General features: G+C 60.8%; 9 protein-coding genes. 1 reads left to right on the top strand and 8 read right to left on the bottom strand.

Annotated features, from left to right (window positions below):
* Positions 1 to 17 precede the first annotated feature (17 nt).
* A complete protein-coding gene (locus LCM4573_RS23015) occupies positions 18 to 1,322 on the top strand; it encodes a L,D-transpeptidase family protein (protein WP_071008747.1) in 1,305 nt (434 codons plus the stop codon).
* A 76-nt stretch (positions 1,323 to 1,398) separates the two neighbouring features.
* On the opposite strand, the gene dnaE is transcribed toward LCM4573_RS23015, so the two are convergent.
* The 8 genes from dnaE to LCM4573_RS22975 form a co-directional block, all read right to left on the bottom strand.
* Positions 1,399 to 4,896, bottom strand: a complete 3,498-nt coding sequence (gene dnaE, locus LCM4573_RS23010) for a DNA polymerase III subunit alpha (RefSeq protein ID WP_071008746.1) — start codon at positions 4,894 to 4,896, stop codon at positions 1,399 to 1,401.
* A gap of 371 nt (positions 4,897 to 5,267) precedes the next feature.
* A complete protein-coding gene (locus LCM4573_RS23005) occupies positions 5,268 to 5,975 on the bottom strand; it encodes a phosphatase PAP2 family protein (protein WP_071008744.1) in 708 nt (235 codons plus the stop codon).
* Positions 5,976 to 6,154: 179 nt separating this feature from the next.
* Entirely contained in the window at positions 6,155 to 6,838 is a 684-nt protein-coding gene (locus LCM4573_RS23000; protein ID WP_071008742.1) for an ABC transporter ATP-binding protein, read from the bottom strand.
* 9 nt (positions 6,839 to 6,847) lie between these two features.
* Positions 6,848 to 8,155 (bottom strand): lipoprotein-releasing ABC transporter permease subunit, encoded by a 1,308-nt coding sequence (locus LCM4573_RS22995; RefSeq protein WP_071008740.1) that lies wholly within the window; start codon positions 8,153 to 8,155, stop codon positions 6,848 to 6,850.
* A 70-nt stretch (positions 8,156 to 8,225) separates the two neighbouring features.
* Entirely contained in the window at positions 8,226 to 9,548 is a 1,323-nt protein-coding gene (proS, locus tag LCM4573_RS22990) for a proline--tRNA ligase (RefSeq protein WP_071008739.1), read from the bottom strand.
* A 494-nt stretch (positions 9,549 to 10,042) separates the two neighbouring features.
* Entirely contained in the window at positions 10,043 to 10,312 is a 270-nt protein-coding gene (locus LCM4573_RS22985; RefSeq protein WP_071009211.1) for a DUF1467 family protein, read from the bottom strand.
* Positions 10,313 to 10,466: 154 nt separating this feature from the next.
* Complete coding sequence (gene mce, locus LCM4573_RS22980; protein WP_071008737.1) at positions 10,467 to 10,871, bottom strand: methylmalonyl-CoA epimerase; 405 nt, start codon at positions 10,869 to 10,871, stop codon at positions 10,467 to 10,469.
* An 18-nt stretch (positions 10,872 to 10,889) separates the two neighbouring features.
* Positions 10,890 to 12,557: a ribonuclease J gene (locus LCM4573_RS22975; RefSeq protein ID WP_071008735.1), complete on the bottom strand. Its 1,668-nt coding sequence runs from the start codon at positions 12,555 to 12,557 to the stop codon at positions 10,890 to 10,892.
* Positions 12,558 to 12,562 lie beyond the last annotated feature (5 nt).

Raw genomic sequence — 12,562 nt, 5'->3', positions numbered from 1 at the left:
TGATCTGGGTGTGGGACATGTTGCGTCAAATCGCCTTCGGGATAGGCCTCCTTTCGGCGGCCATGCTGCCACATGCGGCGTGGGCGGAAGGCGCCCGCACGCTGCAGATCATCATTTCCAAGAACAAACAATCGATGACCGTCTATGACGGGGACATGGTCGTGGCGACCTCACGTGTCTCCACCGGAAAGAGCGGACATGAGACGCCCGGCGGCATCTTCTCCATTCTCGAGAAGCGCAAGTATCACGAGTCGAACATCTATTCGAACGCCCCGATGCCCTTCATGCAGAGGCTGACCTGGTCCGGCATCGCATTGCACGAGTCCGACTCGGTTCCCTCCTACCCTGCCTCGCATGGCTGCATCCGCATGCCGGGCATGTTCGCCAAATCGCTTTACAAGATGACCCGGCGCGGCGTGCATGTCATCGTTTCCGATGCCCCGGTTACGCCGGCCCGCATCGATCATCCGGCGCTCTTTGCGCCGCGCAAGCCCCTGCCGGATGGCGCGCTTGTTTCCGATCTCGAATTGCGGCCGTCGAGGATCGACGATCCGTCCAGGCCGGTAGAGGTCGCGATGCACGTCATGCCGTCCTCTCCTGGCAGGCAGGCAAAGCAGACCGAAGCCAAGGAGGAAGACACCGCTCCGCTGCGGATTCTCATTCATCGCCGCGGCGAACGGGAAATCCTGCGCGACGCGCAGGCGCTGCTGACGGAGCTCGGCTTCGATGCCGGCACGCCGGACGGCGTTGCCGGACCGAAGACGCGCTCCGCCATCGCAGGTTTCAAGCGCTGGAAGGAACTGCCGCAGAAGGGGCCGCTGTTGTCGCCGGCGTTCCTGACAGCCCTCTATCGATCCGCAGGCAAGGCGGAGCCGCCCTCGGGACAGCTCATGGTGCGGCAGAATTTCAAGCCGCTCTTCGAGGCACCGATCGGCATCCGGCAGCCGGAACGCGCACTCGGAACGCATTTCCTCATCGCCGACAAAGTGGATCGCGACGCGGAAAGCGCCGAATGGCGGACGGTTACCTTGGCCAACAGCATGGCGCCACGGACCATGAAACGGCTCGGCATCACCATCGAAGCCAATCCGTATGATCCGGATGCGGCGGCCGGCGCGCTCGATCGGATCGATATCCCTGAAGACGTGCGCGAGCGGATCGACGCGCTTTTGAGCGACGGAACCTCGCTGACGATCACCGACGACGGCTACAGCCCCGAGACCGGCAAGGGGACGGATTTCATCACGATAACCCAGCCTGCGTCGACGCCGGCGGCGGCCGATCCGAAACCCGTCAAACAAAGCGGAAAATGGAAAGGCTGAGGGAAGCGGCCAAGCACCGGCAGTTCTCAAAAAGATTCACGAAATTTGGCCAACCGCTTGTCGGGCCTCGTATTTCCTAAACCAGCTCCACATCCAGAACGCCAGGGGCAGCCCTCAACGCCGCCGCGATCTCGGGTGAGATACGATATTTCTCGGTCAGCTCCACTTCGATCTCGCGGCGCCCGTCATCCTTGATGACCACGAAGGAGACCAGCCCGTCACCCTTCGCATTCAGATGCCGCGCAACCGTCTTGAGAGGCCCGGAATCCCGGACATAGACGCGAAGCGCCTTCTGCATACGGACCGATTGCTCTTCCAGCGATTGCGCCGTCTGGATCCGAAGCCCGATGCCTTCCGGCCGTTCATCCGCCTGCACGGTGATGACCAGCGACTTGCCCGGCTCCAGGAGATCGCGATATTGCGCAAGCGCTTCGGAAAACAGCACCGCCTCGAACTGGCCGGATGCGTCGGAAAACGTCACGATGCCCATCTTGTTGCCGGTGCGGGTCTTGCGTTCCTGGCGCCCGGTAACGGTTCCGGCAAGACGGCCCACGGTCGCCCCCTGCTTCACCGCTGCCGAGAAATCCGCGAAATTCTGAACCCTCATCTTGGCAAGCACTTCCGCGTAGGAATCCAGCGGATGGGCTGAAAGATAGAAGCCGAGGACCTGATACTCGCGCATCAGCATTTCCGACGGCATCCATGGCATGAACGGGGGCAGGATCAGCTTTTCAGGACCGGCGGCGGCAGACGAGCCGAAGAAATCCGACTGGCCGCTCACCTTCTCTTCCTGGGCGCGCTGGGCATAGCCGATAATGCGGTCGAGACCGCCGATCAGTTCGGCCCTGTCCTTGCCGAAACAATCGAAGGCCCCTGCGGAAATGAGGCTTTCCAGAACCCGCCGGTTGACCTGCTTCGGATCTATCCGCAGACAGAAATCCTCAAGGCTCGCGAATGGGCGATTCCCCCTCACTTCGACGATGTGATCGGCGGCCGACTCACCGACGCCCTTGATCGCCGCCAATGCGTAATAGATCCGGCTCTCGCCCGTTTCGAAACGGCGGAATGAGGTCTGCACAGACGGCGGGATCACCGAGATGCCGAGGCGAGCGGCATCCTGCCGGAAGTCGTTCAGCTTTTCGCTGTTCGCCATATCGTAGGTCATCGACGCGGCGAGGAATTCGACCGGATAATGCGCCTTCATATAGGCGGTCTGGTAGGAGACGATCGCGTAAGCCGCTGCGTGGGACTTGTTGAATCCGTAGTTCGCAAACTTGGCGAGCAGTTCGAAAATGTTTTTCGCCTGCGGCTTAGAGACGCCATTCTTGACGGCGCCCTCCACGAAGCGCTCGCTCTGCTTGTCCATCTCCTCCTTGATCTTCTTGCCCATGGCGCGGCGCAGAAGATCGGCTTCGCCAAGCGAGTAGCCGGACAGGACCTGGGCGATCTGCATCACCTGCTCCTGATAGACGATGACGCCCTGTGTTTCCTTCAGGAGGTAGTCGATGGAAGGATGAACCGACTCTATTTCCTCCTCGCCGTGCTTGCGGGCGTTGTAGGTCGGTATGTTCTCCATCGGACCGGGGCGATAAAGCGCCACAAGTGCGATAATGTCCTCGATGCAGTCCGGGCGCATGCCGATCAGCGCCTTGCGCATGCCGACGCTTTCAACCTGGAACACGCCGACCGTCTCACCGCGCGACAACATCTCGTAAGTTTTTGGATCGTCGAGCGGTATCTTGGAAAGATCCACCTCGATGCCGCGCTTGGCGCAGAAATCCACTGCCGTCTTCAGTACGGTCAGGGTCTTCAAGCCGAGGAAGTCGAATTTGACGAGGCCTGCCTGCTCCACCCATTTCATGTTGAACTGGGTGACCGGCATATCCGAGCGCGGATCCCGATACATCGGCACGAGCTTCGAAAGCGGCCGATCACCGATAACGATACCGGCGGCATGCGTGGAGGCGTGGCGGTAGAGCCCTTCGATCTTCTGGGCGATATCGAGCAGCCTGGCGACCACCGGTTCCTTTTCCGCCTCTTCCTGCAGCTTCGGCTCTTCCTCGATGGCCTTCGAAAGCGGCGTCGGATTGGCCGGGTTGTTCGGCACCAGCTTGCAGATGCGGTCCACCTGGCCATAGGGCATTTCGAGCACGCGACCGACATCGCGCAGCGCCGCGCGGGCCTGCAGCGAACCGAAGGTGATGATCTGCGCCACCTGCTCGCGGCCGTATTTTTGCTGCACGTAGCGGATCACCTCTTCGCGGCGATCCTGGCAGAAGTCGATATCGAAGTCGGGCATCGAGACGCGATCCGGATTTAGGAAGCGTTCGAAGAGCAGCGAGAAGCGCAGCGGATCGACGTCGGTGATCGTCAGGGCATAGGCAACCAGCGAGCCCGCACCCGAGCCGCGGCCCGGACCGACCGGGATATTCTGCTGCTTGGCCCATTTGATGAAGTCAGCAACGATCAGGAAGTATCCCGGAAATTTCATCTTCTCGATAACGCTGAGCTCGAAGTCCAGCCGCTCTCGATAATCCTGTTCGGTATAGCCCGCCGTCAAACCGAGCGTGGCAATACGATGCTCCAACCCCTCGATCGACTGGCGGCGAAGCTCCGCCGCTTCCGCCCGCTCGGCCTCTTCCGCATCTTCGGTCGCGCCGGTGAAGCGCGGCAGGATCGGATTGCGCGTTTTGAGGATGAAGGAACAGCGCCGCGCGATCTCGACTGTGTTTTCCAGCGCCTCCGGCAGATCGGCGAAAAGCTCCTCCATCTCCGCCCGGCTCTTCAGATAATGATCTGGAGTCAGCCGGAACCGGCTGTCGTCCGAAACGATGGCGTTATGGGCGACGGCCATCAGCGCGTCATGGGCGTCGTAATCGTCCTTGGAAGGAAAAAAGGCTTCGTTGGTGGCCACCAGCGGCAGGTCGTGATCGTAGGCAAGCGCGATCACCTTCTGCTCATGGCGGCGGTCGTAGGAGCCGTGGCGCTGCAGTTCCACATAGAGCCTGTCGCCGAAGACTTCCTTGAGTTTCAGGAGGCGCGCCTCGGCCTGCGCCGTATTGCCCTCCTTCAGGGCGATATCGACCGGGCCGCCGCCGGCCCCGGTCAGCGCGAGCAATCCTTCCGTGCCGCCCTCCTCCAGCCAGGAACGGCGGACATGCACTGCCTGGTGCCCCTCGCCGCCGAGATAGGCTCGGCTGATAAGATCGACGAGCCGTTCATAGCCGACGGCATTGGCTGCGAGAACGACGATCGAAGGCAACTTGGCAAGCTGATGGTGACTGCCGCGCCGTTCTTCCGTCTGGTCTTCCATATCGATCGAAAGCTGACAGCCGATGATCGGCTGTATCCCCTCGCCGATCGCCTTCTGGGCAAATTCCAGCGCCACGAAGAGGTTGTTCGTATCGGTGATCGCGATCGCCGGCTGGTTGTCGGCGCCAGCTTTCGACAAAATCTTCTTGAGCGGCAGCGCGCCCTCGAGGAGCGAATAGGCGGAATGAACGCGTAAATGCACGAATTGCGGGGACGCTCCCGGCATGTCCGCTCCCGACTTGGTTTCCGTCTGATCAGCCATATTCCGCGTCCACACCACCAAATGAATCAGGTGATTTTCCGGCGCGGCGCGACGAGAGTCCAGCCGAGAGTCTCTTCCTCAACGGAAATCCGGATGCCGGGAGCGGAAAATCACATAGCCATCATGAACATCGAGAGGCTTRCCACGAAGGTGGCGATGGAAGCGAATGCTGCAATGTCGCGAAGCATGTCGGTCATTGTCATCTCCTGTCCTGTTATGTTTTTATTTTGTTCTAATTTCGTTCACGAGTCAACAAGAGAACAAAACAGGAAACAGATAGGAGAGATTATGGTTAAGATGGCCGACCATAGCCGCCCGGGTCGGGGCGTGGCGCCTCCGCGCCCGGTCCAAGTGCCTGATTTAAGCGCCGCTCAGCCCGCCGAGGGAGAAATGAAACGCCGCGCGATCATCCAGCAGCCCAGCGCCCAGGTGGCGCCGGCGCACCAGCCACCGAGAACATCGGTAGGGAAATGCACACCGAGATAGACACGGCTTAGCCCCACGATGAAGGTGAGGAAGATCGCCGCCGCGATGAGGAATATCCGCGTCGAGCGATACTGCTGCGCCCGCGAGAGGAGCGCGCCGAGCGTCAGGTAGGTCACTGCCGAAAGCATGGCGTGCCCGCTTGGGAAACTGAGGTCGCTTACCTCGACGAGATGCGGCACGATATCCGGCCGGGGGCGCGCCACGCCGAGTTTCAGCGCGGCGCTGACGATCCAGCCGCCGGCGATACACAGGAACATGAACAGCGCGATCGCCCTCTGCCGCGCCAGCAGGAGATAGATCGTCCCGAGCACCGTCATCAGCGACAGCACGGTGGTTCCTCCAAGCGCGGTGATGTCATCCACGGCATGGGTCAACCAATAGGGGCCGATGGGCAGGGAAAGATCGCCCGGTTCGCGTAGGCTGAGCAATATGCGCTCGTCGAATGCGTGCGTATCGCCGTCGATCACCCCGCCCGTGAGGCTCAGGAAGAGAAACAGGCCACCGGCCAGAGAGGCGAACATCATGAGGCCGATCGGCTCGAAGGTCATGAATTTCTCGACGACCCGCTGTCTCATCCGGTGGTGAAAGACCATACTTCCCTTCTCGCGCCTGCAATTGTGGAACACGCCGGGCCTGACCGAAGACTCGACGAAGCCGCGTCTGCCGGTTTTGTTCCCGCAGACTGCCTGTCCACTAGATGGGAGAGACCAGCCCGGCAATCAATGCTGGTAGCAGACCGACAGCGCCTATCTCACGCGACCGAAAGCCGCGCTCACATCGCCACGATCTTGCCGCCCTCGATCGTCACGCGGCGATCCATACGCCCGGCAAGCTCATGATTATGGGTTGCGATCAGTGCCGCTAGACCCGATTGCCGCACCAGCGCCTCAAGCGCGTCGAACACGTAGGATGCCGTTTTCGGATCGAGATTGCCGGTCGGCTCGTCCGCCAGCAATACCCGCGGAGCGTTGGCGACCGCGCGGGCGATCGCGACACGCTGCTGCTCCCCGCCGGAAAGCTCCGCCGGGCGGTGATCGGCCCGGTGGCCGATGCGCATATAATCCAGAAGCTGGCTTGCGCGTTCCTTTGCCTCGGCGTGCGGCAGGCCGGCGATGAGCTGCGGCATCATGATGTTTTCGAGTGCGGAGAACTCCGGCAAGAGATGATGGAACTGGTAGACGAAGCCGATATCGCTGCGACGGATCGCGGTGCGGCGCTCATCCGAGAGGCCGTTGCAAGCCTCCCCGCCGATGAAGACCTCGCCCCCGTCCGGATGTTCGAGCAGGCCGGCAAGATGAAGCAGAGTCGACTTGCCGGTTCCGGAAGGCGCCACCAGCGCGACGATCTCGCCGCTCTTCAGGTCGAAATCGGCACCCTTCAGGATCGAGAGCACGGTTTCGCCCTGACCATAATGGCGTTCGACGCCCGAGAGCTGCAAAACGGTTTTGCGTACCATGAAGGGGGCCTATTCGTATCGGAGGGCCTGGACCGGATCGAGCTTCGAGGCCCGCCAGGCCGGGAAGATCGTCGCCAGGAAGGAGAGCGCCAGCGCCATGATGACTACGGAAAGGGTCTCGCTGAAGCTCATTTCAGCGGGCAGCTGGCTGAGGAAATAAAGCTCCGGATCGAAAAGCACCGTGCCTGAAAGCCAGGAGAAGAACTGCCGGATCGACTCGATATTGAGGCAGACGATGACCCCGAGAACGACGCCCGCGAGGGTACCGACAATGCCGATCGCCGCTCCGGTCATGAAGAAGATACGCATGATCGAGCCGGAACTCGCCCCCATGGTGCGCAAAATCGCGATGTCGCTGCCTTTATCCTTCACCAGCATGATAAGGCCGGAAATGATGTTGAGCGCCGCCACGAGCACGATCAGCGTCAAGATCATGAACATCACATTGCGTTCCACCTGCAGAGCCGAGAAGAAAGTCTGGTTGCGCTGGCGCCAGTCAGTGATGTGGACTTGCCGGCCGGCGGCAGCCTCCACCAAGGGCCTTATGCCGTCGACGGCGTCCGGATTATCGACGAAGAGTTCGATCGATTGGACCAGACCATCGGCATTGAAGTAAAGCTGGGCCTCCGGAAGCGGCATATAGATGATTGTGGCATCATATTCCGACATGCCGATCTCGAAGACGCCGGAGACCGGATAGGATTTGACACGAGGATTGACGCCCATCGGCGTCACATCGCCTTCCGGGGAAACCAGAGTGATATCGTCGCCTGCGGTGATGCCGAGCGAGGAGGCCAGCCGCGATCCGACGAGTACGCCCTCGCCCGAGGCGAAGCCGGCCATGTCGCCGAACTTGATGTTGGAGGAAACCTCCGTGAGCTTCTCGATATCCTCCGGACGAATGCCGCGCACCAGCGCGCCCGAGCCTGCGCCGGCGCGGCCGGATGCAAGCGTCTGCCCTTCGACGAGTGGCAAAGCCATGCGCACGCCGGGCACTGCCGCAAACTTCTGCGTGAGGTCCGCATAATCCGTGAAGGGTCCGTCGATCGGCTGAACGATCATATGACCGTTGATGCCGAGAATGCGGGAAATCAGCTCGGTGCGGAAGCCGTTCATCACCGCCATGACGATGATGAGGGTTGCGACACCGAGCATGATGCCGATGAAGGAGAAACCGGCGATGACGGAAATGAAGGCTTCCTTGCGGCGCGAGCGCAGATAGCGCCAGGCCACCATACGCTCGAAAGCCGAGAACGGGCCAGCGGCCGGAGCCTTGACTGTCTTTTCCGCTTCACGATCTGCCGCGACGCTTGCCATTCCCTTCCCTTCACCTGCCGCCTCGCGGCCAATCCGCGCTTGCGCGCCTATCTTGCCGGATGCGCTATGCTCAGCCGGCAAGCCTGTTCATGACCGCCTCGACCGTCAGCACGTCACGCACACCGGTCTTGCGGTCCTTTACCTCCACCTCGCCGCTTGCCGCGGAGCGCGGTCCGACGATCACCTGAACCGGCACGCCGATCAGATCGGCGGTAGCGAACTTGGTGCCGGCGCGCTCGTCCGTATCGTCGTAGAGCACGTCCCTGCCCGCCTTTGCGAGGCCGGCATAGAGGTCGTCGCAGATACGATCGCAGGCCTCGTCGCCCGGCTTCATGTTGATGAGCACCACATCGAAGGGAGCAACCGAGGCCGGCCAGATGATTCCGTTCTCGTCATGCGATGCTTCGATGATGGCGGGAACAAGGCGGGTCGGGCCGATACCGTAGGAACCCATGTGGACAAGGTGTTCCTTGCCATCCGGTCCCTGAACCTTGGCACCCATCGGCTCGGAATATTTCGTGCCGAAATAGAAGATATGGCCGACTTCGATGCCGCGGGCAGACAGCCGATCGGCTTCGGGGATCGCGTCGAAGGCCGCCTCGTCGTGCATTTCCGAGGTCGCGGCATAGACCGAGGTCCATTTTTCGAAAATGGCCTTGAGACCCGCCACGTCGTCGAAATCGGTATCTTCCGCCGGTATATCGAAATTCACGAAATCCTTGTGGGAGAAGACCTCGGATTCCCCGGTATCCGCCAGGATGATGAATTCGTGGGAGAGATTGCCCCCGATTGGGCCGGTATCGGCGCGCATCGGAATGGCCCGCAGCCCCAGCCGCGAGAAGGTACGCAGATAGGCGGCGAACATCTTCCGGTAGGAATGCTCGGCGTCTTCCTTGGTCAGGTCGAAGGAATAGGCGTCCTTCATCAGGAATTCGCGCGAGCGCATGGTGCCGAAGCGCGGGCGGATCTCGTCGCGAAACTTGAGCTGGATGTGATAGAGATTGAGCGGCAGGCTCTTGTAGGACCTTACATAGGACCGGAAGATATCGGTGACCATTTCCTCGTTGGTGGGGCCGTAGAGCATCGGCCGGTCCTGCCGGTCCTTGATGCGCAGCATCTCCTTGCCATAGGCATCGTAACGGCCGCTCTCCTGCCATAGCTCCGCGGACTGCAGCGTCGGCATGAGCAGCTCGATCGCGCCGGAGCGGTTCTGCTCCTCGCGGATGATGGCATTGACCTTGTCGAGAACACGCTTGCCGAGTGGGAGCCAGGAATAGATCCCCTGGCTCTGCTGGCGGATCATGCCTGCACGCAGCATCAGCCGGTGCGAGACGATCTCCGCTTCCTTGGGATTTTCCTTCAGGATCGGCATGAAATAGCGGGACAGGCGCATTGAGGTTTCCGAGGGTTTTGCCGGCCCCTCCCCAGTCTTTGGGAATCGGCCGTTTCAAGATGACAATTGCGAGCGTTCATAGCCCTTCTGCCGCATGAAGGAAACCCGTTTCGGGAGCGGCAGGAAAACGGGAAACATCCTTGCGGCCAGCAGGGACACATGATGAAAAAGCAGGATTTTGCAGGCCAGGTGCGACATTTTTGTCAACAGAAAAAATTTGGGCTCACTGTAACAAAAATGCAAAAATTGAGATGACAAAGCTCATCCTTTGAGCTAGGGTCAGCTCATAAAAGAGGCAAGGAGTTCAAATTCTTGCCATTTCGCGGTCAAGTCTTGGGAGGATCAGATCTTAGGCGCGCTTGTTCGCTGCCCCGGCAACGGTTAAGGATCACGCGAAACTAAAAAACAAGGCTAACCGCCTTGTTTTTTTTTGCTTTCTTGCATCTTTACTTCTATGCCCCAGAAATATGACAAGCGGATGACGGCACTTGTCTTCAGTCGAAGCGGGGCACGATACGGGGCAGGGTCGCCATGCTGAAGCCGAAATAGGTCGAAGCGACATACCAGGCCCCATAGACGATCGCCGAGATCAATGTAGTCAGCAGCACCACTCGACCGCCGCGAAAGCGGGCCGGCGCACTTTCCACCGTCCCGAGCGTCACCTCCCCCTCCTCATGCTGCGAGCGCATGCCGAGAGGCAGGACCGTGAAGAGCACGATCCACCAGATGACGAAGTAAACGGCGAAGGCCGAAAGAAACTGCATGGTTCCAACCCGCTTCAGATCGGATGGCTTATAGTTCGAAAGCTGCGGCGGTTCAAACAAAAGGCAGATGGCGGAGTGTCACACCTTCTCGATAAGATTCAGCTGACGCACGCAAGTCCCTGTTTTTGAATCCCTTCCCCGCGCCGGCGCCCCATCACACCTGTTCGAGTTCTACCAGAGTACCGTTGAAATCCTTGGGATGCAGGAAAAGCACCGGCTTTCCATGAGCCCCGATCCGCGGCTCGCCGTCTCCCAGCACCCGCGCCCCGCCGGCTTTCAGCCTCTCCCGCGCGGCGATGATATCGTCCACCTCGTAGCAGATATGGTGCATGCCCCCCAAAGGGCTCTTTACAAGGAATGCCGCTATCGGCGAATTTTCGCCGAGCGGCTCCAGCAATTCGACCTTTGTATTCGGAAGCTCCACGAAGACTACGGTGACGCCATGCTCTGGCAAGGCCTGCGCCTGTGAAACCCTGGCACCGAGCGTGTCACGATAGATCGCGGTTGCGGCGGTCAAGTCCGGCACAGCGATCGCTATGTGGTTTACCCGTCCGAGCATGCCTCCTCCCAGAAAGCTCTATAGCCTGGTCACGAATACCGTTACGATCGGCTTCTTGCCCCAGGCTTCGTTGGCTGCGGCCCGCACAGCCCGGCGCACCGCTTCACGCAGCGTATCGAGATCCTTGCGGCGCGCGCGCGGAATGCTTTCGATCGCACCGAGCACGGCATCGTAGAGCGAGTCCTCCATATCCTCGCCCTCGTCGTCGAACTGCGGCAGGCCGAAGGAAACGACATCCGGATCGGTCACGAAATCATACCGGTTATCGAGCAGCACGTTGACCGAGACATGACCGACATAGGCGAGCTTGCGCCGTTCACCTATGCCCATCTCGTCGAAATCGCCGATCAGCTTGCCATCCTTGAAGATGCGGCCGTGCGGCGCCTCGTCGATGACTTCGGCGGGGCCAGGCGCCAAGCGCAGGACGTCGCCATTGCGAACGCGTGGAACGGTCTTGATACCGGCCGATGCGGCAAGTTCCGCCTGCGCCAGCAGATGGGCCGCTTCGCCATGAACGGGCACCAGAACCTGCGGACGCGTCCACTCATACATCTTCAGCAATTCGTTGCGGCGCGGATGACCCGAGACGTGGACAAGCGCCTCGCTGTCCGTCACCACCTTGATGCCCTGTTCGATCAGGCCGTTCTTGATCTCGAGGATCGCCTTCTCGTTGCCGGGAATGGTGCGGGAGGAGAAGACGACCGTATCGCCCGCCGAAAGCGCCACGTTGCGCATCTCGTCGCGGGCGATCTTGGCCAGCGCTGCGCGCGGTTCGCCCTGACTGCCGGTCAGGATGACCACGACCTTGTCGCGCGGGATATAGCCGTATTCGTCCTCGGCGATGAAGGGCTTCAACCCTTCCATGATCCCGATGTCACGCGCGACATCGACCACGCGCTTCAACGAACTGCCGAGTAGCAGAACCTCGCGGCCCGCAGCCTCGGCAGCCTGGGCGATCGAGCGGATACGGCCGACATTGGAAGAGAAGGTGGTAATGGCCACCCTGCCCTCCGCCGCCTCGATGATCTTGCGCAGGCCTTCCGAGACTTCCTCCTCGGAGGGCGAAACGCCATCGCGCATGGCATTGGTGCTGTCGCACATGACCGCCAGAACGCCCTCGTCTCCGAGCGCACGAAAACGGGCCTCGTCCGTCAACGGTCCAAGCGACGGCGCGTGATCGATCTTCCAGTCGCCGGTGTGGATGACATTGCCGAGCGGCGTGCGGATGACCAGCGACATCGGCTCGGGAATGGAGTGGTTGACACCGACGGCCTCGACCTCGAAGGGGCCGACATTGATCCGGTCGCCGGCCTTGAAGATCGTTACCGGAATATCGGCGCGCGACCCTTCGTAGTCGCGCTTGGCCTCCAGCATTCCGGCGGTGAACGGCGAGGCATAGACGGGCACGTTAAGGCCCGGCCAGAGCTCGTTCAGCGCGCCGTAATGATCCTCATGAGCGTGGGTGATGATAATGCCCTTGAGATTGTGGCGCTCGGCGGCGAGGTAGCGGATATCCGGCAGGACGAGATCGACGCCCGGCAGTTCCGGTCCCGGAAAGGTGACGCCGCAATCCACCATGATCCACTGGCGCTTCCCCGGCGTTCCAAAGCCGTAGAGAGCGAGGTTCATCCCGATCTCGCCCACGCCGCCCAGCGGCAGAAATACCAGTTCGTCCTGTTTTGCCATTATTT

Source organism: Rhizobium sp. LCM 4573 (genome assembly GCF_001854865.1).
GTDB lineage: Bacteria > Pseudomonadota > Alphaproteobacteria > Rhizobiales > Rhizobiaceae > Neorhizobium.
This window is presented reverse-complemented; position numbering and strand designations above follow the sequence as displayed.

Bases quoted from the DNA above. Each gene is read 5' to 3' on its own strand.
- LCM4573_RS23015 (WP_071008747.1), top strand. From the start codon at position 18: ATGTTGCGTCAAATCGCCTTCGGGATAGGCCTCCTTTCGGCGGCCATG.
- dnaE (WP_071008746.1), bottom strand. From the start codon at position 4,896: ATGGCTGATCAGACGGAAACCAAGTCGGGAGCGGACATGCCGGGAGCG.
- LCM4573_RS23005 (WP_071008744.1), bottom strand. From the start codon at position 5,975: ATGGTCTTTCACCACCGGATGAGACAGCGGGTCGTCGAGAAATTCATG.
- LCM4573_RS23000 (WP_071008742.1), bottom strand. From the start codon at position 6,838: ATGGTACGCAAAACCGTTTTGCAGCTCTCGGGCGTCGAACGCCATTAT.
- LCM4573_RS22995 (WP_071008740.1), bottom strand. From the start codon at position 8,155: ATGGCAAGCGTCGCGGCAGATCGTGAAGCGGAAAAGACAGTCAAGGCT.
- proS (WP_071008739.1), bottom strand. From the start codon at position 9,548: ATGCGCCTGTCCCGCTATTTCATGCCGATCCTGAAGGAAAATCCCAAG.
- LCM4573_RS22985 (WP_071009211.1), bottom strand. From the start codon at position 10,312: ATGCAGTTTCTTTCGGCCTTCGCCGTTTACTTCGTCATCTGGTGGATC.
- mce (WP_071008737.1), bottom strand. From the start codon at position 10,871: ATGCTCGGACGGGTAAACCACATAGCGATCGCTGTGCCGGACTTGACC.
- LCM4573_RS22975 (WP_071008735.1), bottom strand. From the start codon at position 12,557: ATGGCAAAACAGGACGAACTGGTATTTCTGCCGCTGGGCGGCGTGGGC.